27 protein-coding genes are annotated in these 23139 nt (G+C 51.4%); 25 read left to right on the top strand and 2 right to left on the bottom strand.

Annotation, left to right across the window (positions count from 1 at the left end):
• The first annotated feature begins 105 nt into the window (after positions 1 to 105).
• The 22 genes from Q3886_RS01565 to dapA all read left to right on the top strand — a co-directional run bounded on the left by Q3886_RS01565 (position 106) and on the right by dapA (position 16864).
• Positions 106 to 594, top strand: coding sequence for a molybdenum cofactor biosynthesis protein B (locus Q3886_RS01565; protein WP_301859402.1), 489 nt, complete (start codon positions 106 to 108; stop codon positions 592 to 594).
• Between the two features lie 61 nt (positions 595 to 655).
• Complete coding sequence (cobU, locus tag Q3886_RS01560) at positions 656 to 1234, top strand: bifunctional adenosylcobinamide kinase/adenosylcobinamide-phosphate guanylyltransferase (RefSeq protein ID WP_301859401.1); 579 nt, start codon at positions 656 to 658, stop codon at positions 1232 to 1234.
• Positions 1231 to 1992 carry an adenosylcobinamide-GDP ribazoletransferase gene (gene cobS / locus Q3886_RS01555; protein WP_301859400.1) on the top strand — a complete coding sequence of 254 codons (762 nt, stop codon included), beginning with the start codon at positions 1231 to 1233 and terminating at the stop codon, positions 1990 to 1992. The genes cobU and cobS overlap by 4 nt, the downstream gene beginning before the upstream one ends.
• Before the next feature lie 53 nt (positions 1993 to 2045).
• On the top strand, positions 2046 to 2699 hold the full coding sequence (gene cobC / locus Q3886_RS01550) for an alpha-ribazole phosphatase (RefSeq protein WP_301859399.1): 654 nt from the start codon (positions 2046 to 2048) through the stop codon (positions 2697 to 2699).
• A gap of 12 nt (positions 2700 to 2711) precedes the next feature.
• The gene (locus Q3886_RS01545; RefSeq protein WP_301859398.1) at positions 2712 to 3422 is read left to right on the top strand and encodes a pseudouridine synthase; all 711 of its coding nucleotides are present in this window, start codon (positions 2712 to 2714) and stop codon (positions 3420 to 3422) included.
• 67 nt (positions 3423 to 3489) lie between these two features.
• Positions 3490 to 4560, top strand: coding sequence for a Xaa-Pro peptidase family protein (locus Q3886_RS01540; RefSeq protein ID WP_301859397.1), 1071 nt, complete (start codon positions 3490 to 3492; stop codon positions 4558 to 4560).
• Positions 4561 to 4573: 13 nt separating this feature from the next.
• Positions 4574 to 5131, top strand: a complete 558-nt coding sequence (gene efp / locus Q3886_RS01535; RefSeq protein ID WP_301859395.1) for an elongation factor P — start codon at positions 4574 to 4576, stop codon at positions 5129 to 5131.
• Between the two features lie 70 nt (positions 5132 to 5201).
• On the top strand, positions 5202 to 5570 hold the full coding sequence (locus Q3886_RS01530) for an Asp23/Gls24 family envelope stress response protein (RefSeq protein WP_301859393.1): 369 nt from the start codon (positions 5202 to 5204) through the stop codon (positions 5568 to 5570).
• 8 nt (positions 5571 to 5578) lie between these two features.
• Positions 5579 to 5881, top strand: coding sequence for an Asp23/Gls24 family envelope stress response protein (locus Q3886_RS01525; RefSeq protein ID WP_301859391.1), 303 nt, complete (start codon positions 5579 to 5581; stop codon positions 5879 to 5881).
• A 19-nt stretch (positions 5882 to 5900) separates the two neighbouring features.
• Positions 5901 to 6323 carry a transcription antitermination factor NusB gene (gene nusB / locus Q3886_RS01520; protein WP_301859389.1) on the top strand — a complete coding sequence of 141 codons (423 nt, stop codon included), beginning with the start codon at positions 5901 to 5903 and terminating at the stop codon, positions 6321 to 6323.
• Positions 6323 to 7273: a peptidase gene (locus tag Q3886_RS01515; RefSeq protein ID WP_301859388.1), complete on the top strand. Its 951-nt coding sequence runs from the start codon at positions 6323 to 6325 to the stop codon at positions 7271 to 7273. Before nusB ends, Q3886_RS01515 begins: the two co-directional genes overlap by 1 nt.
• Entirely contained in the window at positions 7270 to 8484 is a 1215-nt protein-coding gene (xseA, locus tag Q3886_RS01510; protein ID WP_301859387.1) for an exodeoxyribonuclease VII large subunit, read from the top strand. The genes Q3886_RS01515 and xseA overlap by 4 nt, the downstream gene beginning before the upstream one ends.
• The gene (xseB, locus tag Q3886_RS01505; RefSeq protein ID WP_301859385.1) at positions 8465 to 8698 is read left to right on the top strand and encodes an exodeoxyribonuclease VII small subunit; all 234 of its coding nucleotides are present in this window, start codon (positions 8465 to 8467) and stop codon (positions 8696 to 8698) included. The genes xseA and xseB overlap by 20 nt, the downstream gene beginning before the upstream one ends.
• Positions 8695 to 9579 carry a polyprenyl synthetase family protein gene (locus tag Q3886_RS01500; RefSeq protein WP_301859384.1) on the top strand — a complete coding sequence of 295 codons (885 nt, stop codon included), beginning with the start codon at positions 8695 to 8697 and terminating at the stop codon, positions 9577 to 9579. Before xseB ends, Q3886_RS01500 begins: the two co-directional genes overlap by 4 nt.
• A 10-nt stretch (positions 9580 to 9589) precedes the next feature.
• Entirely contained in the window at positions 9590 to 10393 is an 804-nt protein-coding gene (locus tag Q3886_RS01495) for a TlyA family RNA methyltransferase (RefSeq protein ID WP_301859383.1), read from the top strand.
• 8 nt (positions 10394 to 10401) lie between these two features.
• Positions 10402 to 11277, top strand: coding sequence for an NAD(+)/NADH kinase (locus Q3886_RS01490; RefSeq protein WP_301859382.1), 876 nt, complete (start codon positions 10402 to 10404; stop codon positions 11275 to 11277).
• Positions 11274 to 11849 carry a class I SAM-dependent methyltransferase gene (locus tag Q3886_RS01485; protein WP_301859381.1) on the top strand — a complete coding sequence of 192 codons (576 nt, stop codon included), beginning with the start codon at positions 11274 to 11276 and terminating at the stop codon, positions 11847 to 11849. Before Q3886_RS01490 ends, Q3886_RS01485 begins: the two co-directional genes overlap by 4 nt.
• 9 nt (positions 11850 to 11858) lie before the next feature.
• Positions 11859 to 12314, top strand: a complete 456-nt coding sequence (argR, locus tag Q3886_RS01480) for an arginine repressor (protein WP_301859379.1) — start codon at positions 11859 to 11861, stop codon at positions 12312 to 12314.
• A gap of 7 nt (positions 12315 to 12321) precedes the next feature.
• Positions 12322 to 14007 carry a DNA repair protein RecN gene (gene recN / locus Q3886_RS01475; protein ID WP_301859377.1) on the top strand — a complete coding sequence of 562 codons (1686 nt, stop codon included), beginning with the start codon at positions 12322 to 12324 and terminating at the stop codon, positions 14005 to 14007.
• 83 nt (positions 14008 to 14090) lie between these two features.
• The gene (dapB, locus tag Q3886_RS01470) at positions 14091 to 14888 is read left to right on the top strand and encodes a 4-hydroxy-tetrahydrodipicolinate reductase (protein ID WP_301859376.1); all 798 of its coding nucleotides are present in this window, start codon (positions 14091 to 14093) and stop codon (positions 14886 to 14888) included.
• A gap of 24 nt (positions 14889 to 14912) precedes the next feature.
• Positions 14913 to 15950 carry an aspartate-semialdehyde dehydrogenase gene (locus tag Q3886_RS01465; protein ID WP_301859375.1) on the top strand — a complete coding sequence of 346 codons (1038 nt, stop codon included), beginning with the start codon at positions 14913 to 14915 and terminating at the stop codon, positions 15948 to 15950.
• Between the two features lie 32 nt (positions 15951 to 15982).
• Complete coding sequence (gene dapA, locus Q3886_RS01460; RefSeq protein WP_301859374.1) at positions 15983 to 16864, top strand: 4-hydroxy-tetrahydrodipicolinate synthase; 882 nt, start codon at positions 15983 to 15985, stop codon at positions 16862 to 16864.
• Positions 16865 to 16930: 66 nt separating this feature from the next.
• Here the strand turns inward: dapA and Q3886_RS01455 are convergent, their stop codons facing one another.
• The gene (locus Q3886_RS01455; RefSeq protein WP_301859373.1) at positions 16931 to 17992 is read right to left on the bottom strand and encodes a serpin family protein; all 1062 of its coding nucleotides are present in this window, start codon (positions 17990 to 17992) and stop codon (positions 16931 to 16933) included.
• A gap of 214 nt (positions 17993 to 18206) precedes the next feature.
• Between Q3886_RS01455 and Q3886_RS01450 the strand changes: the two genes are divergently transcribed.
• The 3 genes from Q3886_RS01450 to Q3886_RS01440 are packed head-to-tail and all read left to right on the top strand — an operon-like array spanning position 18207 to position 21729.
• Positions 18207 to 18989 (top strand): xanthine dehydrogenase family protein subunit M, encoded by a 783-nt coding sequence (locus tag Q3886_RS01450; protein ID WP_301859371.1) that lies wholly within the window; start codon positions 18207 to 18209, stop codon positions 18987 to 18989.
• Positions 18989 to 19456 (top strand): (2Fe-2S)-binding protein, encoded by a 468-nt coding sequence (locus Q3886_RS01445; RefSeq protein WP_367881541.1) that lies wholly within the window; start codon positions 18989 to 18991, stop codon positions 19454 to 19456. Before Q3886_RS01450 ends, Q3886_RS01445 begins: the two co-directional genes overlap by 1 nt.
• Positions 19453 to 21729 (top strand): xanthine dehydrogenase family protein molybdopterin-binding subunit, encoded by a 2277-nt coding sequence (locus Q3886_RS01440; RefSeq protein ID WP_301859369.1) that lies wholly within the window; start codon positions 19453 to 19455, stop codon positions 21727 to 21729. The genes Q3886_RS01445 and Q3886_RS01440 overlap by 4 nt, the downstream gene beginning before the upstream one ends.
• A 76-nt stretch (positions 21730 to 21805) precedes the next feature.
• On the opposite strand, the gene Q3886_RS01435 is transcribed toward Q3886_RS01440, so the two are convergent.
• Positions 21806 to 22990, bottom strand: a complete 1185-nt coding sequence (locus tag Q3886_RS01435; protein ID WP_301859368.1) for a cation diffusion facilitator family transporter — start codon at positions 22988 to 22990, stop codon at positions 21806 to 21808.
• Positions 22991 to 23139: the final 149 nt, after the last annotated feature.

Genomic DNA, 23139 nt, shown 5'->3' with positions numbered 1-23139 from the left:
CTATGGGGATATGGTACTATATAAAGCAGAAAGTAAGGGCGGAAATACAACAGGGCATTGTATTTTGATACATAAGTATTGTAAGATAACAGGAGGAGTTGCAGTATGGGACGAAGTACAGAAGAACATCCTTTGCGTGCGGCTATTTTAACAATCAGCAACAGCCGCACCTTTTCGGATGATACAAACGGTCTGATGATTCAGTCTGCTTTGGCCAACAGCGGCCATCAGGTAGTCGATTATGCCATTGTCAAAGATGACCGCGATGAAATTACCCGGCATATTCATGAATGGGTATGCAGCGTCGACGTCGTGATTACCAGCGGCGGCACCGGTCTTGCCAAGCGGGATGTAACACTGGAAACGATAGAAAGTCTGATGGAAAAGAAGCTTGATGGATTTTCTGAAATGCTGACCTACTTTGCCTATCGCCGTGTCTGCGGTGTTCAGGCCCTGGCATACCGTTCGACGGCCGGCGTCATTCACCAGTGCCTGGTGTTTTGCCTTCCCGGCCTTCCGAGCCTGATCAAAGTAGGCATGGAAAAAATTATCCTGCCGGAAGTATTTCATCTGTATACAGAAATCAAAAAATAATGGAAACAATAGGAGCGGGCGTGCCGGAGGCGCGCCCGTTTTGCAGAAAGAAGGAATAGGTATGGAATCGACGATTATTGTTGTTACAGGCGGGGCGAAAAGCGGCAAAAGCACCTTTGCTGAAGAATATCTGGCTGCCTGCTCCGGCATCAAGGCCTATGTCGCTACGGCGCAGGCCCTGGATGCGGAAATGGCTGCCCGCATTGATGCGCATCAGCAGCGCCGCCCGGCAGGCTGGCAGACCTATGAAATGCCGGACAACATGTCCGGTCAGCTTCCCATGGTGCTGACAGAAGCGGATGCCGTACTGATTGACTGTCTGACCATGTATTTTTCCAATTATCTGCTGGCTCATGAACAGGAATCGGATGGGGCCATTCTGGACGGGGCGATGGCAGAAATGGAAAAGATTATCCAGGATATTCGGCGTGAAAAAGGGCGCATCGTCATTTTTGTCACCAATGAACTGGGGAGCAGTATTGTTCCTATGGGACGCATCAGCCGGCTGTATCGGGATCTCATCGGTCAGATCAATCAGTATGCGGCAGCAGAAGCCGATGCTGTATATCTGACGACGTGCGGCATTCCTGTGGAAATCAAGTCGCGCCGTGCCGTCATTCCTGCCGGGGGAAGACGATGAAGTCCTTTTTTATAGCCCTGCAGTTTCTGTCGCGAATTCATATTGTCCGGCAGTCTGTATGGTCTGACGAAGATTTTGGCCGATCAGTCCTGTTTTTCCCTCTGGTAGGCCTGATTATAGGAGCCCTCCTGTGTGCCGTATATATGGCAGTATCCCTGATTTTTGCACCCTTTTACAGCGCCGCCATGGTAGTTGGATTCTGGTTCTTTCTGACTGGCGGGCTCCATGCCGACGGATTTATGGATACAGCTGACGGCATTTTTTCCGGCCGCAGTCAGGAGCGCATGCTGGAAATTTTGAAAGACAGCCGCGTCGGTTCTAATGGGGTACTGGCCTTTTTCTTCCTGGCTTTTTTTAAAATATCCTTTCTGGCCAATATTCCCGTACCTCTCGTATATATGGTGCTTCTGGGCATTCCGGCAGCTGCGCGGTTCGGCACGCTTATCAGTATTTTTCAGTTTCCCTATGCCCGCAGTCAGGGACTGGGAATGGCGTTTACGCAGCATCAGCCGTCTCATGTGCTGGTAAAAGGGTTTCTGCTGGCACTCCTGCCGGCTGTGTACGGAGGATTTCTGTATTTGGTGCTGCTGGGCTCGGCCATGCTGACAGCTTTGCTGGCCAATCGGTATATTGTCTGCCGTCTTGGCGGCGTTACAGGTGATACGTACGGCGCCGTCCTGGAATGTAGCGAAGTTATGCTTCTCGGTGAAGCGGCATTGCTGGTATCTGCTGTTCAGAAGACTGTTTTTTCGTTATAATGGTAAGTGTATTGGTATTTGCCGATATTCAGAACACAGGAGGAGTTTGTGATATGATAAAATTGTATCTCGTGCGCCACGGCGAAACAGATGGCAATGTGAATCAGTGGTACCAGGGATCAACAGATGTACCGCTGAATGAACGGGGCGTGGCTCAGGCACAGTGCCTCAGCCGGTTTTTGAAAGACGTGCATTTTGACGGTATTTACAGCAGCACCCTGCAGCGGGCCCGGCGGACGGCAGAAATTATTGCTCAGCCCCATGGACTGCCTGTACAGTCTTATGATGAACTGAGAGAAACAGATTTTGGCGTTTGGGAAGGTCATACATATAAGGAAATTACGCAGCAGTGGCCTGGTGAGATTGAGGCTTTTTATGCTTCTAACGGGACGATGAAAGCCCACGGCGGCGAATCCTTTCGGGATGTAGCAGCCCGGATTACGCCGAAAACCAGGGAAATACTGAGTCATCACGCCGATGGCGATACGGTCTTGATTGCCTCCCACGGTGCGGCCATTCGGTGTCTGCTCTTTGGCCTTTTGGGGCTGGAAATGCAGCGTATCTGGTGTTTTCAGCAATACAATACGGCATTTAATATTATTGAATACCACGGTGAACGCAATGTCATGACCCTCATGAACTGCACGCAGCACCTGGAAGGCATGGAAGGCTATCAGGCCCAGTGGGCCAATATGCCGAGTCTGTAAGGCGGTGCAGATATGGCAGCCATGATGCGTCTTGATAAACTGCTGGGCCACTGCGGCTGGGGAACACGGCGGCAGCTGAAAGAGCTGTGCAAAAACGGAAATGTTCTGGTCAATGGCAGGGCCTGCCGCGACAGCTCTGTCAAAGTAGATCCCGCTGCGGATGTGATTTCCGTCGACGGCGAGCAGGTCCTGTACGAACAATATTCCTATCTTATGCTGCATAAACCGGCAGGCGTTCTGTCTGCAACAGAAGACCGGCACAGCCAGACCGTGCTGGATCTGCTTCCCCGGACCTATCAGGGCGCCGGACTGTTCCCTGTCGGGCGCCTGGATAAAGATACGACGGGGCTGCTGCTGCTGACGAATGACGGCAAGTGGTCCCACCGCATTACATCTCCCAAAAAGCATATTGACAAAGTGTATGAAGCCACTGTAGACGGCATCATACCGGAAGATATGGAAGAGCAGTTTCAGGCCGGCATTATGCTGGCTGACGGCCTGCAGTGCCTGCCGGCTCATGCAGTACAGACCGGCGCCAATACGGTGGAGATTACGGTGCAGGAAGGGAAATACCATCAGGTCAAGCGCATGTGTGCTGCTGTAGGTCTGACGGTAACGGCTCTTCATCGCCGGTCTATTGGCAGCCTGCAGCTGGATTCCTGCCTGCAGCCAGGTTCGTTCCGCACCCTGACAGAGAAAGAACGGGAACTGCCATTTGAATAAATAACCTATTCAAATGAGTTGTAATGTGGTAAGATAAGGTATAATCCGAATAGTGTGGGTGATATGGATGATAAAAAACAGAATATCCCGCCTGCGACAGTATATGCATGAACACGGCGCCGACAGTGCGCTTATGGTACAGCCGGAAAATCTGCGGTATTTCAGCGGGTTTACCGGCGGTGAAGGAGCGCTGCTGATTTCCGGTGATGCTGCTGTGCTGTGGACGGATTCGCGATATACAGAACAGGCGGCACTGGAAGCCGGTGCATGCTGCGACGTGAGAAATCACGAAGGACGGCTTTCAGAATGCATTGGTACGTATTTGCGTGATACAGCCAGTCAGATAGTATTGTATGAAGCAAATTATCTGACCCATTTTCTGTATGAACATATTGCAGAGACTGCAGGGACCAGTCGGTTTGACGGTGTAAATCTGGCGCAGCTGCGGGCCGTGAAGGAGCCGTATGAGCTGGAAGCAACGCGGAAAGCGAGCCGTATTGCCGATGCGGCTTTTGCTGAGCTTCTGCCTCATATCCGGCCAGGTGTGACGGAACAAAGCCTGGCGGCGCAGCTGGAAAGCAATATGCTCCTGGGCGGTGCAGAAGGGAAGTCCTTTACAACTATCGTGGCCTCTGGCTGCCGGTCGGCTATGCCTCATGGTGTGGCCAGCAATAAAGTCGTTGAAGCCGGTGACTTCATTACCTTTGATTTTGGCGCCGTATGGGGCGGATATCATTCAGATATAACCAGAACGGTTGTCGTCGGCAAGGCATCACAGGAACAAAAGGACCTGTATCATCTCGTGCTGGAAGGGCAGAAACTGGGCGTGCAGGCCGTACGGGCCGGTGCATCATGCCGGGATATTGATGCGGCAGTTCGCAGTTATTTTGCCCAGCATGGCAAGGATCAGTACTTTACCCATGCCCTGGGACATGGCACGGGCCTGGAAATTCACGAATATCCCGTTCTTTCCCCGCGTGCTGACGGTACGCTGCAGGAGAATATGATAGTCACGGTAGAACCGGGACTGTACATAGAAGGCAAATATGGTGTCCGCATAGAAGATTCCGTTGCCGTTACAGCCGATGGCTGTGAAATACTAACTAAGACATCAAAAGAATTGATGGAGTTGTTATAGGAGGAGTAGACTCATGATTACAAGTAATGATTTCAGACCAGGTGTAACCATTGAAATTGATGGTCAGGTATGGCAGGTCGTCGAATTCCAGCACGTAAAGCCCGGCAAAGGTGCAGCCTTTGTTCGCGCAAAGATTAAGAATCTGGAAACCGGTGCTGTTGTAGAACGTACATGGAATGCCGGCGAAAAAGTACAGGATGCCCGCGTAGACCGCCGTCAGATGCAGTACTTATACGAAAATGAAGGCATGTACTGTTTCATGGATAATGAAACGTACGAACAGATTGAAATCAGCAAGGAAAGCCTTGGCAACGCCGTTAATTTCCTCAAAGAAGAAATGGACGTATCGGTTATGCAGTTCAAAGGCAAGGTTATCGGTATTGATTTGCCGGCAGCAGTATCGCTGAAAGTCGTTGAAACGGACCCGGGCGTTCGCGGTGATACGGCTACAGGCGGCAGCAAACCGGCCAAACTGGAAACAGGATATGTTGTCAAAGTACCGCTGTTCATCAATGAAGGCGAAGTTCTTCAGATCGATACGAGAACAGGCGATTATCTCGGCAGAGCATAAGCATAGGAAGTACCTTAAAAGCGATGAGGATCTCATCGCTTTTTGTGAATTTTGCCGGTGGTGAAGGGCAATGGAACTAACTGAAACGAACAGCCTTGGCGGCATTCATATTTCACAGCACGTGCTGGCAGCAATTGCTTCACAGGCCGCCGCTGCCGTCCCCGGTGTATGCTCTCTGGGAGCGACGCTGAAGGAGACGGCTGTTCAAAAACTGATAAAGGCAGAAGCGCCGCAGGGAATCGATGTCTCTCTGGACGGCAGGCACCTGGAGCTGACAGTACGTCTTATTGTGCAGTATGGCCGCCGTATTCCGGATATTGCCCTGGCTGTTCAGACTGGCGTTAAAGAGGCGGTAGAGCGGTATACGGGATATCCTGTATCGGCAGTTCATGTCATTATACAGGATATCGATTTTTCAGCAGATGCACAGCAAACGTGAGGGTATAGATGAAAGAACATGAAGACACGTTTACCTATGCTGTCAGCGAAGGGGCTTTGACTGAAATAGCGGCAATGGCCGCCCTGCATACAGCCGGTGTAGTCCGTAAGCAGGGACGGGGCATTCATGTACGGTATGACCAGGACAGGATTCAGGCTGATATTCATATTCAGGTCCATGATGATATTCCGCTGCGGCTGCTGGCACTGCAGGTGCAGCAGAACGTAGCAGATGCTCTCCGGCAGATGACCGGCGCCGAGCAGCTGACAGTGCATGTCACTATTGAAGATATTCTTTTTACACACCGATAAAAACGTTACGGAGGATAATGTGAGCAGACACCAATCGCGCCAACAGGCGCTGGAACGATTGTTTTCCCGGGAGTTTCACGGCGAAAACGACATACAATACAGGGAAACGGAAATTTTTGTACCTGCCGATAGTGGAGAAGAATCCCAGGAATCAGGCGATGATCCATACTGCACCTATTTGATTCAAACAGTTTCGGCCCATAAGGATGAACTGGATGCATGTATTCGTGCCTATGCCAAACATTGGGATGTAGGACGGATGAATTATACGGACAGAAATATTTTGCGCCTGGCATTGTGTGAACTGCTGTATCCGCAGGAATCGCTGGCTCCGTCTATTGTACTGAATGAAGCTATTGTGCTGGCCAAGGAATACAGCGGGAACCAGTCGGCAAAATTTATTAACGGCATTCTTGGCGCATACGTGCGGGACCGGACATAATGGACGCATACCTGGGCCTGGATACAAGCTGTTATACTACGTCTCTTTGTCTGGTCGATGCAGCCTTTCATATTCTTGCAGATGAACGGATTATTTTGTCTGTTCCTTCAGGAAGCCGCGGTCTGTCGCAGTCGAATATGGTATACCAGCATATGCGAAATCTGCCCGTTCTGTTTGAACGGCTCCGGCAATCCTGTCCGGACTATGTCATTCAGGCTGTCGGCGTTACGGATGCACCGCGCCGTCGTGAAGACTCTTATATGCCGGCCTTTTTGGCCGGCCTGGGCTATGCCCGGTCGCTGGCATCGGTTCTGCAGGTTCCGCTGCATTGTATTAGTCACCAGGAAAATCATGTACTGGCTGTGCTGCGGGATCTTGGTGCCATTGACAGCACTCCTTTTTATGGCCTTCATGTATCAGGCGGCACGACGGATCTGATGCGGATTGTCCCCGATGCACAGGGATTGGCTATTACCCGTGTCGGCGGAACGAGCGATATCAGTGCCGGTCAGTTTATTGACCGCGTTGGCGTAGCCCTGGGCCTGCCCTTTCCGGCAGGGGTCCATGTAGATGAGCTGGCCCGGACTTCAGGCAGATTATCGGCACAAAAGGCGCATGTATTCTGCCGGGACGGAGAAGTCAGCTTTTCCGGTCCCGAATCACAGGCGCAGCGCCGTATTGCTGCCGGGAATTACCGGGATGGCGATATGTGCGCCTGGACACTGGCTGCTGTATGGGATGGCCTGCGCCGTATGCTGGAATCACAGAACGAGATGGCCTGTCTCGTCGCTGCCGGCGGCGTCATGTCCAACTCCTATCTGCAGCGGCAGCTGAAAGAGTATTGTCTCAGCCATGACATTATTCTTCATCTGGCGCCGCAGGGGTACAGCGCAGATAACAGCAGCGGAGCGGCCTTCTGGGCTGCCTGGCAGGAAAGAGGCCGAGTATGAAATATGCATCAGTAACAGATGTTGTACAGCGGATAAAAGCAGATCTGCAGAAGGATTTCCGCCTGCAGAACATAGCCATGGAAGGCAATATTATTGGCCTGAAGCGCGCTTCAAACGGCCATTATTATATGAATATTTGTGACGATTCCTGCTCCATTCGGGCCGTCCTCTTTCGCAGCCGCGTCATAGGGAATATGATGGATTCCGTACGTGACGGCGATCATGTCGTCGTAATCGGCACGATCAATGTATATGAAAAAGGCGGCACCCTGTCCTTTATTATTGAACGCCTTTTTTCGCAGGGCATAGGGTCTTTGCAGGCAGAATATGAAAAGATCAAAACGGCGCTGGAAGAACAGGGCTATTTTGACAGCCGCCATAAGCAGTCCATTCCCCGGTTTCCCTGGACCGTCGGCGTTGTGACGTCGCGAACTGGCGCAGTTCTCCACGATATTCACAAGATTGCAGCAGAGCGCAATCCCTATGTCCAGATTCGGCTGTATGCCGTACCGGTTCAGGGCGAAGGGGCGGCAGAAAAACTGGCCCGTACGATTCGGCAGGCCGGCTGCAATACAGCACTGGATGTCCTCATCGTCGCCCGCGGCGGCGGCTCTATGGAAGATCTGTGGTGCTTTAACAGTCCGGAAGTCGTAAAAGCCATTTATGAAGCGGCTGTGCCGGTTATTACGGCCATTGGTCATGAAACGGATACGACCCTGGCTGATTTTGCAGCTGACGTGCGGGCGGCAACGCCTACCCATGCGGCAGAGCTGGCGTTTCCGAGTATAGACGAAATAGAAATGGATTTGGCTGCCATGAGTGAGCAGGTACAGGACGCATTGCAGCGCCGTATGGAACGATATGAACGGGAGATTGCCCATCTGAAAACCTGTATCCGGCCTGAACGGTATGAGGCTTTGCTCGGGCAAAAGGCAGAGCGCATTTCCCGCTTGCGTACAGAAAGCTGGCATCAGATTACGATGGCCCTGACAGGGGCTGCAGGAAAACTGGAACGGCTGAAGGCGGCTCTGGCAGCGGCAGGGCCGGAAGCCCTGAGACGACGGGGCTACGGCCAGGTGCTGAAACAGGGACAGGTTGTTTCCCGGATACAGGATATTTCCGGCGGCGATCTCCTTTCCATACAGATGGCTGATGGTCAGATTACGGCAGAAGTCAAAGAGGTACATAGTTATGGCAAGAGCAACAGATAAACTGAAAAATTTTGAAGCAAATTATGCGAAACTGGAAGAATTGGTACAGGCCATGAATGCGCCGGAACTGACATTGAAGGAATCGCTTGATGTATATGAAAAAGCTGTCAAACTGGCAGATGCCTGTGACAGTGCCCTGGAGTATGCCCGCCAGCGGGCTCAGGCCCTGGCTGATATTCATGCAGAACAGGATACGGAGGAGAATGATCTATGAATCTGGCAGCATATATGCAGGAACAAAAGCAGCGTATTGACTGCCGGCTGGCCCAGCTTCTGCAGCCAGAACGGCCGCAGTTTGCCAGACTGTATGAAGCCATGAATTACAGCCTTCTGTCCGGGGGAAAGCGGATTCGCCCCATCCTTCTGCTGGCGACGCTGGAAAGTCTGGGCAAAGACAGTGCACCTTATTTGGATATTGCCTGCGCCCTGGAATGTGTTCATTCGTACTCTCTCATTCACGATGATCTGCCGGCAATGGATGACGATGATCTCCGCCGCGGCAAACCGACGAATCATATCGTATACGGAGAAGGCATGGCCATTCTGGCCGGTGACGGCCTGCTGACCTATGCCTTTGAGCTGATGGCCCGGCAGACCCATATAGATCCGGAAAAACTGGCTCGGTCTATTCAGGTGTTTGCTCATGCTGCCGGGCCTGCCGGCATGGTAGGCGGACAGTCCTTTGACCTGGAATCAGAAGGAAATATCCACATAGGCCGGGAAGGGCTGGAGCTGCTGCATTACTCGAAAACAGGCATTATTTTTGAGGCAGCTATTACGCTGGCTGCAATTCTGGGGGATGCCGGTGACGAAGAAAAACAGGCTCTCGACGTGTACGGCACGTATATGGGGCTGACCTTTCAGATTACAGATGATATTCTCGACGTCGTCGGCGATGAAGCGGCATTGGGCAAACCTGTAGGCAGCGATGCCAGAAATCAGAAAGCGACGTATGCGACGATCTTTTCGCTGGAAGAAGCGCGGCAGCTGGCACAGGAAGCGGCCGACAAGGCAATACAGGCGATTGCGCCCCTAGGCGATCGGGCGTGGTTCCTGCGCGAACTCGTATCGTATCTGCTCGTCCGTGCGCAGTAAGGGAGGACGTATGCAACAGAAAGAAAGACTGGATGTACTGCTCGTATCCCGCGGTTTTTTTGAAAGCCGCGAGAAAGCGAAGGCTACGATTATGGCTGGCTTGGTATTTGTCAAAAATCAGCGGGTCGATAAGGCAGGAACAAAACTTCCTGTCGATGCCGATATTACGGTAAAGGGAAATCCTATTCCCTATGTTGGCCGAGGCGGACTGAAACTGGAAAAGGCCATGGAAGTGTTTCCCATCGACCTGACCGGTGTGACCATGATGGATATTGGTGCGTCTACAGGCGGCTTTACGGACTGTGCCCTGCAGCGGGGAGCAGCCAAAGTATTTGCCGTCGATGTAGGATATGGCCAGCTGGCCTGGAAATTGCGGACTGATGAACGGGTCATCAATATGGAACGGACCAATATCCGCAATGTAACTGTCGCAGATATTGGCCAGCCTGTCGATTTTATTTCGATTGACGTATCCTTCATTTCCCTGCTGAAAATCATGCCTGCTGTGGCACCGCTCCTGGCAGACGGCGGCGCTATGGTAACCCTCATTAAGCCGCAGTTTGAAGCGGGACGGGAACATGTCGGCAAAGGCGGCATCGTGCGGGACCCGGACATTCACCGCGAGGTTATCCGACGGGTAACGGCAGGGATTGCCGACTGCGGCCTGTCTCCCACAGGGCTGACCTTTTCTCCTATCAAAGGGGCAGACGGAAATATTGAGTATTTACTGTATACGAAGAAAGACGAAGTATGCTGCAACCATATTACGGAAGAAGATATTGACCGTATTGTCAGCTCTTCTCATGAAATGTAGGTGATCTCATGCGTATAGGTATTTTTCCCAATTTAGTAAAACGCGAATGTGCGGCCATTGTACAGCAGATTATCAAGATTTGTGAAGATAAAGGGATTGCCTATTATCTTCCTGCCTATATCAGCGAGAGCCGGCAGACGACATATCAGCGAATTCCGCCGGAACATCTGCGGCCTCGCATGACCATATATCAGTCTATTGACGTGGCCCTGGTTCTTGGCGGAGACGGAACGATCCTCAAGATGAGCAAACAGTTTGCCGAAGCAGGCGTTCCTGTCTGCGGCGTAAATCTGGGCTCGCTGGGATTTTTATACGAAGTAGAGACGAAAATGCTGAGCCAGCGCATTCAGGATATACTGGACGGCCACTATTTCATAGAAGACCGGATGATGCTTCATTCTGAACTGTGTTATGACGACGGCATGATTCAGACCTTGCCGCCGGCCCTGAATGATATCGTCATCGGTCATGGCAACGTAGGCAAGCTGATCCGCGTGGACATGAGCATTAACGGCCATTTTATTCAGCAGTATCCTGGTGACGGGATTATTGTGGCGACGGCGACGGGAAGCACAGGATATACCTTTTCCAGCGGCGGGCCCATTGTATCGCCGAACGTGCCGTGCATTATGGTAACGCCCATTTGCCCTCATTTGCTGCTGAAAGTGCCGCTGGTACTGAGTGATGCTGATGAAATCAGCTTTACGTCGGCCAACAGCCGCAATAGCGTGCGCGTGTCTGTCGATGGAGTTATGGACCAGGAAATTTTACGAACTATGACGCTTCACGTCCGCAAATCAGAACATGTCCTGAAACTGATTCGTTTTAACCAAAATTATTTTTATTCCAATGTATTTAAAAAAATGATGGGGAATGAATCATGATGGCTTCGCCTTTTAAAAATGCCGTCGCCATGGCTCATGCCCTGCTGACTCCATATATACCGACAGCCCGTGTGATGGTCGATATGACCTGCGGCAACGGGTATGATACGGTTTTCCTGGCTTCCCACATGCAGGAGACGGGGCGGCTTTATGCCTTCGATATTCAGGAACGGGCCATTGCGGCGACAAAACGGCAGATGGCTGATCATAATCTGGCAGATAGCCGTGTTTGCTGCCGCTGCGGCTCTCACGATGTGCTGCTGGCACAGCTGGAAGAAAATCCGGATATTATCGTGTTCAACCTGGGCTATTTGCCTCATGGCGACCATGCTGTTCATACTAAAAGCGAAATAACCGTAAAAGCACTGAAAATATGCTTGAATAAAATTGCGATAAATGGGATAATTATGATAGCGGCATATCCCGGAACAGAACCGGGTGCCCGGGAAGAGCAGGCTGTACGCAGTCTGTTGCAGCAGGTTCCGCAGGCGGAATTTGACGTTTCTTCCTGGCGGCCCGTAAATCAGGTGCATTGTCCGCCTGTATTGTATATGGTACAGAAAAGAGGGTAAGAATATAGGATGAAAAGATTTCGATATACGAAAATAAAGGAAATTGTACAGTCCCGGCCGATTGAAACACAGGAAGAACTGGCCAAGGCTCTTCAGGAAGAAGGCATTGAAGTTACGCAGGCCACTGTGTCCCGCGATATTAAAGAGCTGATGCTGATTAAAGTCCCGACAAGCGACGGTCACTACCGGTACGCCCTGTCGCCGGAACAGAATATGCTCATGTCTAAGAATCGCATGGCCCGACTGTTTCAGGACTCTATTGTACGAGTCGATGCGGCTTTTAATCAGATCGTCATTCACACGCTGCCTGGCTCAGCCAGCATGGTAGCATCAGCCATTGATCATGCGAAGTGGGAAAGTGTTATTGGTACGCTGGCAGGGGACGATACAATTCTCATTATTACCAATAATGCGGAAACGGTTCCGCAGCTGGTCAAACTCGTCGTTTCGCTGATGAAGGAATGAGGCCCGTATGCTGCAGTCGCTGCATATACAGAATTTTGCGCTCATTGAAGACCTCCATCTTTCGTTCGGTGAGGGCATAACGATTTTTACTGGTGAGACCGGGGCAGGCAAGTCCATTTTGCTGGACGCTATCGGCATATTAGCAGGGAAACGCGCTTCGGCATCATTCGTGCGTCAGGGCACGGATGCATTCCTCGTAGAAGGCGCGTTCTTTTTTTCGTCTGTTGCCGATGACCTGCAGGAACTGCTCAGCGCCAACCACATTACGTGTGATGAAGGACAGCTGATTATTTCCCGGCAGTTTCACCGCAGCGGCCGGGGAACGACCCTGGTCAACGGCGTGCTGACGCCGACGGCAACAGTCCGGAAAATCGGCGAATACTTGCTGGATATTCATGGCCAGTTCGATAACCGCCTGATTTTCGACCCGGCCTATCATATTGCTGTACTGGATGGACTGACGCCGGAGCTGCAGAAAGCCTGCGCTGCCTATCAGCAGGAATACAGGCAGTGGAAGGTTCTCTGCGGGGAGATGAAAAAGCTTCAGCGCAATGAAAGTGAAAAGGCCCGCATGCTGAGCGTACTGGCCTTTCAGATTAAGGAAATTGAAGATGCCCAGCTGAAGCCGGGCGAAGATGACGAGCTGGAACAGCAGGTCCGCAAAGCATCTCATGCCGAACATATTAAGGATACCCTGCGCAGTGCCCTGTTCAGCCTGGAAGGGGGCGAGCGGCAGAAAGGGATCATAGAGCAGCTGGAAACGCTGCGGCGGGATTTGGAAAAATCATCGGCCTATGAAGGGGAATTTCAGCCCCTGGCGGCTAAAGTAGAATCGCTGTCATATGATGTGGAAGAGGTTCATGACCGTCTCCAGCGGTATGCCGATGACTTTGAATTTGATGAACAGGCGCTGGACCGCATGCAGTCCCGGCTGGCGGCCATGGATAAACTGAAGCGGAAATATGGTGTGACCATTGCCGATATTCTGTCATTTCTGGCAAAGGCAAAGAAAGAATTTGCCCGACTGGATCAGTCCGAGACGGTGCTGGCGAAACTGCAGGCTCAGGCCGCCCAGAAGGAGCAGGAGCTGCGAAAGGCGGCAGACCATCTCATGGAGCTGCGCTGTGCTGCGAATATCCCTTTTCGGCAGTCTATGGAACAGGCTCTGCATGAACTGGGCATGCCGAACAGCCGTATTACGTTCCGAATCGTGCCGATGGAACAGATTACACCGGAAGGCGCTGCTTCTGTGGAATTGTATTTTTCTGCCAATACCGGCGAAGATATGCAGCCGCTGGCAAAAATCGCTTCTGGCGGCGAAATCTCCCGTATTGCCCTGGCCCTGAAAACCTGCAGCGGCAGCAATGCAGCCGGTCAGACCATGATTTTCGATGAAATTGACGTCGGTATCAGCGGCCAGACCGGGCTCCAGGTAGCCGATCATATTCGGCGTCTCCGCAAAAGGGGACAGGTATTCTGCATTACTCACTTGCCGCAGACAGCGGCTATTGCAGATCATCACTATTTTATTTACAAGCAGGAAGCGGCAGGACGGACTGTATCACACGTACGCCTCCTGTCTCCTGAGGCCCATATTCAGGAAATTGCCCGTATGTTTGCCGGCAATGATACGACGGCGGCCAGTTTGGAAACGGCACGTCAGTTAGTGGATCAGGTTAAAAAAGGCAAGTAAAGGGCATCATTCTTGACGGCATAGTGTAATAGGTATATTATTAAGATTAATCTTTACTATAGTAAAATAAGGAAGGTGACGTTATGCTTCGCGTATTAGTAAACGGTGCAGATGGCCGTATGGGAAGTCAGGTCGTGCAGGCCGTACATGAAGATAAAGAACTGGAAGTAGTCGGCGGCATCAGCATTACCCATGTTGGCGAAGACGTAGGTGAAGTTGCCGGTATAGGTTCTCTCGGCATTGCCATCCGCAACGATTTAGGTGCGGCACTGGATGAAATTAAGCCGGATGTAGTCGTTGATTTTACGACGCCGAAAGTTATTTTTGACAATGCCAAAACCTGCATTGCCCATGGCGTTCCCATGGTAGTTGGTACGACCGGTCTGACAGCAGCACAGCGGGATGAACTGGATGAACTGGCCCGGGAAAAAGATACGAGCATTTTTATTGCGCCGAATTTTTCCATTGGTGCCGTCCTGATGATGAAGCTGTCTGAAGAAGTGGCTCCATATCTGCCGGATGTGGAAATTATTGAACTCCATCATAACAATAAATTAGATGCGCCGTCTGGCACAGCCATTATGACGGCTAATAAAATTGCCGCTGCCCGTGCCGCTGCCGGGGTCAAGCCTGCGCCGGACAATACGCATGAAAGCCTGGAAGGCGCCCGCGGTGCCAAAGTGGACGGCATTTCCGTTCACAGCGTCCGTTTGCCCGGGTATATTGCTCATCAGCAGGTTCTGTTTGGCGGATACGGCGAATTGCTGACAATTCGTCACGATTCTATGGACCGCAAATCCTTTATGCCCGGTGTCGTACTGGCCGTAAAGAAAGTAACATCGAAAAAAGGCCTGACCTTTGGTCTGGAAAATTATTTATAACAGCAGTTGGGGAGGAATTTTGGTATGACAAGAAAACCGGTAGTAGCGATTTTAGGTGCCACAGGGGCAGTAGGACAGGAATTTATCCGCCTCATTGAAGAACGTAACTTTCCGTACAGCTCGCTGAAGCTTTTGGCTTCTGAACGGTCTGCAGGAAAAAAATTAATGGTAAACGGCCAGGAATATACTGTAGAAGAAGCAGTGCCGGAATCTTTTGATGGCGTGGATATCGGTCTGTTTGCCGGCGGCTCCATCAGTAAGACCCTGGGCCCGGAAGCTGCAAAACGGGGATGTGTCGTCATCGATAATTCCAGTACGTTCCGCATGGACCCAGACGTGCCTCTCGTCGTTCCGGAAGTCAATCCGGAAGATATTGCCTGGCATAAAGGCATTATTGCCAACCCGAACTGCTCGACCATTATCATGCTCATGGCGCTGAAGCCGATTTACGATTTGTCGCCTATTACCAAAATCGTCGTCAGCACCTATCAGGCTGTTTCCGGTGCCGGCAAGGAAGGCATTGATGAACTGCGGGATGAAACAGAAGCCTATTTGAAAGGCGAAAAAATGGAACCCCATATTCTGCCCAGCAAGAGCCTGCCCAAGCATTATCCCATTGCCTTCAATCTGATTCCGCAAATTGATAAATTTATGGAAAACGATTATACCAAAGAAGAAATGAAAATGGTCAATGAAACTCATAAAATGCTGCATAATGATTCCATTGCCATTACGGCGACGACCGTTCGTGTTCCTGTATTCCGCAGCCATGCCGAATCGGTCTATGTCGAAACGAAAGACGAACTGACAGTCGATGCCATCCGCAAGGCTATTGATGCCTTCCCAGGCGCACAGGTACAGGATAATCCGGCTGAAATGGAATATCCCATGCCCTTGTATACGTCGGAAAAATACGACTGCTATGTAGGCCGTATTCGCAAGGATCTGTATAATCCCAAAGCCGTCAACCTGTGGGTATCAGGCGATCAGATTCGTAAGGGCGCCGCTCTCAATGCCCTGCAGATTGCCGAATATATGCTGGCTCATGATATGATTAAATAGAGTATATTCAAGCAAAGGAAGTGAATCTGAGTATGTTACGATTTCCCAATGTTATTACGGCCATGGTCACGCCGTTCCATGCTGATGGTACGGTCAACTATGAAGCTGCAGTGAAACTGGCTGAAACGTATACGGAACAAGGCCTGGGGATTCTCGTCGGCGCTACGACCGGTGAAGGCGCGACGATGACGGAAGAAGAAAAACTGCACCTCTTCCAGGTGACGGCTGATACGCTGAAACAGAAAAATCTGGTTATGGCCAATGTAGGCACGAACAATACGGCCCAGACTATTGCCTTTATCAAAAAGGCAGAACAGACTGGCGTCGATGTATTGCTGTGCATTGTGCCGTACTATAACAAGCCCAATCAGGAAGGGTGTTACGCCCACTTTGCAGCCATTGCCAAATCGACGAAGATGCCTATCTTCATTTATAACGTACCTGGCCGCACAGGCGGTACCATTACGGCCGATACGGTCTGCAGACTGGCTCATGACTTCCCCAATATCATTGGCATTAAAGATGCAACAGGCGACGTTGATTATGCAACGACCATTGCTGCCAATGCGCCGGAAGGCTTCCATCTGTACAGCGGCGATGACAATATGACCGTTCCCCTTCTGGCAGTCGGTGCAGAAGGCGTCATTTCCGTTGCTTCCCATGTCATTGGCAGGGAAATGGATGAAATGATCGCTGCTTTCAAGCAGGGCGATGTCAAAAAAGCTGCAAAAATGCATCAGCAGTATTTACCCTTTATGAAGGGCGTATTCTGTACGGTAAGTCCTGTACCGGTAAAGACGATGCTGAACCAGTTGGGAATTCCGGCCGGTCCGTTCCGTCTGCCTCTGACAGATGCTTCGCCGGAAATTGCAGCAACCTGTAAGAAACTGCTGCAGCAGTACGGAAAATTATAATTTCTGCTCATAAAAACAGAGCTGTTCCAGGAAGACGAAGTCTTTCGGGGAAACAGCTCTGTTTTTTTATGCTCTGGGATCAGCAATCCAGGCAGTGAATACGATTCGTTCCTGATGGTCCGCAGTCTGATCTTTGATGACGACGAAATAGGGGCTGTCCATGCGGATGACCGCAGGCGGGACAGGGGCACAGCAAACACTTCCGATGGCCCAACAAATACGTGTTAAAGCTTTGGCGACGGCCCGTTCTTCATTTACATCCAATGTAGCGATTTGATATGCTTTGTGGAGAATAAAAGGAATCTGCTCGGACAGGCGATCCAGAAAAAATATGCCGTCACAGGGCTGCACCCCCCTTGCCTGAGCGCGATGATTTTCTTCCCACGGAAGATTCAGGGAATGGAATCCTTTTAACAGATCGAGAAGGTCTGTTTTCGTATCCGTTCGGAGTTTAGGCATATAAAACTCTACTCGTCCTGGCTTCATGGCTTCTATAATATTCGGCAGATGTTTCAGTACATCATCATAGTTTTGTTGTTTTGGCTTTATGAAGTATACTGTTACACCTTTTTCTCCTGGCAAAGCTGCGCCTTCATAGGCATCTGTCTGCACCATGGGAATGGCATTAAACGTATTGGACATGGTTTCGACCGTTATTTCTGTCTGCGGCGTCAGATAAAATGGCCGCTTACGGGTATTTTTTTTGTCGAAAAGCTGCAGCCATTTCGCTTCAAACTTCGTGCCAATGAACAGGTTGAGACCATCATCGTCTTTATGCGTGAGTTCCTTAGCATCCAATACTTCATCCAGTATGCGCTGCTGAAAGTCATTTTTGCAGATTGTAGCCTCCTGCGGGTCCGTAAAGCACTGTACGCCGGCATCACTCCAGTTGCCCGGCATGGGCTTTTTACTCAGCAGCAGGGACAGCGCTCCGGAGCGGGTATTCTGGAGTTGTTCCTGTACGGATATAGAGTAGGGGGAAAGGTCCTGAATCATGGCGGCATCTGTCGTGTTCGTTTTCAGTATATCCAGTCCCTGCTGCACGCCGTAAGGGGAAAAGACGGTATTTTGCTTCCACCCTTGGCGATGCAGTACTTTTTTTGTTAAATCCCAGGCAGCATTCATCATAGGTTCCTCCGTTTCAATGAAATGTATTTCCTAAACCTGTGGGTTTTGTAGCAACCACATCTATAGCATAGCATACTTTGATGACAGAATCTGTCTGTATAGCTGGAAATGTATTATATGGGGATTTTAGTTGCCAGATATTGGCAGAGTACGGTACAATAACGTATAGGAAAAACGTCATTGCAGCAACAGCTGCAGAGGAGGAGTAACGAATATGCATATTGCGCAGCTTATACGAGCGCAGAGTATGGAAGAAGCGTGGGAAGCCAATCAACAGCGGGGCTCCCGCGTATTGGGCGGTTGTTGCTGGCTTCGCCTGTCACCGGGGCTCAGAATCCGTCAGGCCATTGATTTATCGGCTCTGGGACTGGATCAGATTGAAGAAGGAGAACGGGAATTTCGCATTGGTGCCATGACGCCCCTGCGGGCAATGGAAGTATCGCCGGCGCTGGATGCATATGCACAGGGCGCTGTGAAAGAGGGACTGCGCCATATTGTGGGCACCCAGTTCCGCAACGTGGCCACTGTCGGCGGCAGTGTATGCGGCCGATTTGGCTTTTCCGATGTACTGACTCTGCTGTTGGCACTGCATGCAGAGGTGGAACTGTACCGCGGCGGCCGGATGCCCCTGGAACAGTTTGCTGAAACGGGAGCCGGTACGGATATTCTGACCCACATTGTCATACCAAAAGAACATCGCCATACGGCCTATGCATCGCTGCGGCTGAATGCTACAGATTTCCCGATTATTGCCTGTTCCGTATCGTCCGATGGAGAGTCGCTGCGCTGTGCTATCGGCGCTCGTCCCCTGCGGGCTCAGGTCTGCTGCACAGCGGAATCGGAAGCGAAGATGCAGGGCGCAGCAGAGACAGCCCGGAAATGGGCTGAGTCTCTTACGTTTGGAGATAATTCGCGCGGCTCTGCAGCATACCGCAAAGCCATGGCCAGCGTGCTGAGCCGTCGCCTGCTGCAGCGTATATGGGAGGAACAGAAATGATAGATATTACATACTGGCTCAATGGCATACAGCGGCGCAGCACTGTAGAAGAAGGTATGATGCTGTTTGACCTGCTGCGGGAGCAGGGATGTTACAGTGTAAAATGCGGCTGTGAAACGACGAACTGCGGCCTTTGTACGGTCTGGCTGGAAGAACGCCCTGTCCTGTCCTGCGCCGTCCTGGCAGCCCGCATTGACGGCAAACATGTGACGACCCTGGAAGGACTGCAGCCGGAAGCCCTGGAATTTGCACAGTATATGGGCCGCGAAGGTGCCGATCAGTGCGGTTTCTGCAATCCCGGCTTTGTCATGAACGTACTGGCTATGGCCCGGGAGCTGGATAACCCGGATGAAGAAGATATTAAAGAATATCTGTCCGGCAACCTGTGCCGGTGTACGGGCTATGCCAGTCATATGCGGGCTATACAGGCCTATATGCAGGATAAGAGAAAGGCGGTGTGTCCATGAGAGAAATCAACCGTTCGGTCATGAAAAAGGACGCCGTCAGTCTGGTAACGGGACAGCCCGTATATACAGCCGATCTGGCGCCGAAAAACTGCCTCGTCGTCAAAGCTCTGCGCAGTCCCCATGCTCATGCCATCGTGAAGTCCGTAAAAACGGAGGCAGCCAAAAAACTGCCTGGTATTCAGTGTATTATCACTGCAGCCGACGTGCCGCAGCAGCGGTTTACCATTGCCGGACAGACCTATCCGGAACTGAGTCCCTATGACCGCCTCATTTTGGACCGCCATATTCGCTATGTCGGCGATCCTGTAGCTCTCGTAGCCGGCGAAACGGAAGACGCTGTAGACAAGGCGCTGAAAAGTATCCGCGTGCAATATGAGGTCCTGGAACCGCTGCTGGACTTTACGCAGGCAAAAGATAATGCCGTTCTCGTCCATCCGGAAGAGGACTGGAAAGAGCTGGTAGAAGTAGGAGGCGATCAGAAGCGCAATCTCGTCGCTTCGGCAGCAGAAGACTGGGGCGATGTAGAAGGGACGCTGGCTTCGTGTGATGTCGTCATTGACCGGACCTATCATACGAAGCAGGTGCAGCAGTCCATGATGGAAACGTTCCGGGCCTACTCCTATAAAGATGCCTTTGGCCGTCTGGTTATTGTCAGCTCTACGCAGGTTCCTTTCCACGTACGGCGCATTGTGGCGACAGCTCTGGGGATTCCCAAGTCCAAAGTCCGGGTTATCAAGCCCCGTATTGGCGGCGGCTTTGGCGCCAAGCAGACGGCCGTCATGGACGTGTACCCGGCGTATATTACGTGGCTGACGGGAAAACCGGCCATGATGATCTATACGCGGGAAGAATCGATGACTGTCTCTTCGCCCCGCCATGAAGCCAATGTTCACGTCCGCGTCGGTGCCTCCCGGGACGGCGTCATCCGCGTTATTTCCGTAGAATCCCTGTGGAATGCCGGCGCCTATGGCGACCACAGCCCGACAACGGTCACCTTGTCCGGTCACAAGTCCATTCCCCTGTACAATCAGTTTGAAGCTTTTCGCTTCGCCTATGAAGCGGTTTATACCAATACTATTGCTGCCGGTGCCTATCGGGGATACGGCGCGACGCAGGGGCTGTTTGCCCTGGAATCGGCAGTAAACGAGCTGGCTGATATACTGCATATCAGTCCCATAGCCCTGCGTCTGCGCAACATGGTCCGGCAGGGACAGGTCATGCCGGCCTATTTCAATGAAACGGCTCTGAGCTGCACCCTGGACCAGTGCCTGCTGCGGGCCAAGGAACTGATCGGCTGGGATGATATCTATCCGCGCCGCGTGCTGCCTGACGGCCATATTCGCAGTGTCGGCATTGCCATGGCCATGCAGGGGTCGAGTATTTCCAATGTCGATGTAGCATCAGCGACCATTAAAGTCAATGATGACGGATTTTATTCGCTGTCCATTGGCGCAACGGATATGGGAACCGGCTGCGATACGATTCTGGCGCAGATTGCTGCAGAATGCCTGCAGTGTTCGGTCGACCAGATCGTAACAGACGGCGTCGATACGGATACATCGCCTTATGACAGCGGTTCTTATGCGTCGTCTACGACGTATCTGACCGGTAAGGCCGTGGAAAAGACCTGTCATACTCTCATTGGCCGGATGAAAGAACGGGCCGCTGCCGTATGGGGCGACTGTCAGGCTGAGGAACTGGAATTTACGGGAACAGCCATTGTCGATGAACTGTCGGGACGGTCCATGACGATACAGGACCTGGCCAATGACAGTATGTGTCATAATGATATTGCCCTGGAAGCGACAGAATCCCATTTCTCGCCGACGTCACCGCCGCCGTATATGGCTGGAGCTGCGAAAATCGACGTTGATCCGGAAACCGGTACGGTGACGCTCATCGACTTTGCTGCCGTCGTCGACTGCGGCACCGTCATTAATCCGGCGCTGGCCCGTGTACAGGTCGAAGGCGGCCTTGTGCAGGGCATTGGCATGGCGCTCATGGAAAATGTGCAGTTCACGCCGACCGGGCAGATTCAGAATAATTCCTTCATGCAGTACCGCATTCCCAGCCGCATGGATATGGGCACGCTGCACGTGGAATTTGCGCCCAGCTATGAACCGAATGGTCCTTTTGGCGCCAAGTCTATCGGTGAAATCGTCATCAATACGCCGGCGCCGGCCATTGCCCATGCCGTATATAATGCTGTCGGCGTTCGCCTGACTGAGCTTCCCATTACGGCTGAAAAAATTTATATGGCCATGCATCAGTAATCTGAATACGGCATGAAACAAGCCCTGGTTTTGTCAGACTGACAAGACCAGGGCTTTGCTGTATAACGCTGTACTGTTAAATTTCTCTGCGCCCTTCCGGCAGGATGCGGGCCAGGACGATGCGGTACCGATTGTCGTATTTTTTCAGCGTTTCTTCCATGTGCTTGCGGATAATGCGCAGGCGGTACGGCGTATATTCCTGCGGCGGAATGTGGAGATCACAGATAATATTGAGACGGGCCTTGCCGGCTGTAATGCGCAGGTTATCCGTATGATACCAGGGATACTCTTTCTGAATCAGCGAGTCCAGTACTTTTTTGGTATGCCGTATCATATGGCGGTTCGTACACAGCGGATCCATGTGGATATTAAATTCGATCTGGAATTTATCCCAGATTTCGTCTTCCAGCACGTCCAGGGCGGCATGGGCATCGACGAGATTGGCCGTATCAGGAATTTCGGCATGAAGGGAACCAAACATCCGCCCCGGTCCATAGTCGTGAATGCGGATAGCATGAACGCCGCTGACGTATTTGCACTGCAGCGCCATGTGGACAATATCCTGGATCAGCTTCTTGTCCGGTGCTTTGCCGAGAAGCGTATTGACTGTGTCCTTGGCAATGCCATAGCCGGCGTACATGATCATGAGGCCAATAATCGTGCCGGCTGCTGCATCGATAGGCAGGGTTGTAAACTGCTGGGCAATGGTGGCAGCCAGAACGCCGGCTGTGGCAACAGCGTCGCTGATACTGTCTGCTGCTGTTGCTTCATTGACGCCGGAATGGATTTTTTTGCCAATATACGTATTGTACATATACATCCAGCCTTTAATGGCAATCGATGCCAGGAGGATGACAATACTTACTGGTGACAGGTCCATCGGTTCCGGTGTGTAGAACTTGGCAACTGATGTTTCGCACAGTTTGTAGCCAACGACCAGAATGATGAGGCCAATGGTCAGAGACGCCAGGTATTCAAACCGGCCGTGCCCAAAGGGATGTTCCTTGTCTGGCGGCCGGTTGCTGAGTTTGGCGCTGATAATGGAAATAAAGGATGAGCCCATATCGGTCAGGTTGTTGAAGGCATCCGAAAAAATAGCAATACTGTTGGTCATTACTGCTGCAGTAAATTTGCCGGCAAATAAAATAAGATTACACAAGATGCCCAGTGCGCCGCCGAGAATACTGTACTGTTCGCGGACTCGCTTGTCTGTTGTATGTTCATAATTGGGGATACAAAACCGAATAATATATTCTTTCATAATATATGCTGCCTTTCTGCATCGTTTAGGTACTATTGTAGCAGATCTTATATAAGAAACAAGTGAAAATGATATAAAAATTGAGAATAAAAGGAATAGATGGCAGGCATATCATGTTGGTACTTGAAATGTTCTAAAAGTTTTGTATA

The organism is uncultured Megasphaera sp. (assembly GCF_958350005.1).
Taxonomy (GTDB): Bacteria; Bacillota; Negativicutes; order Veillonellales; family Megasphaeraceae; genus Megasphaera.
Note: the sequence above shows the minus strand (reverse complement) of the source record. Positions and strands in the feature narration are given on the sequence as shown.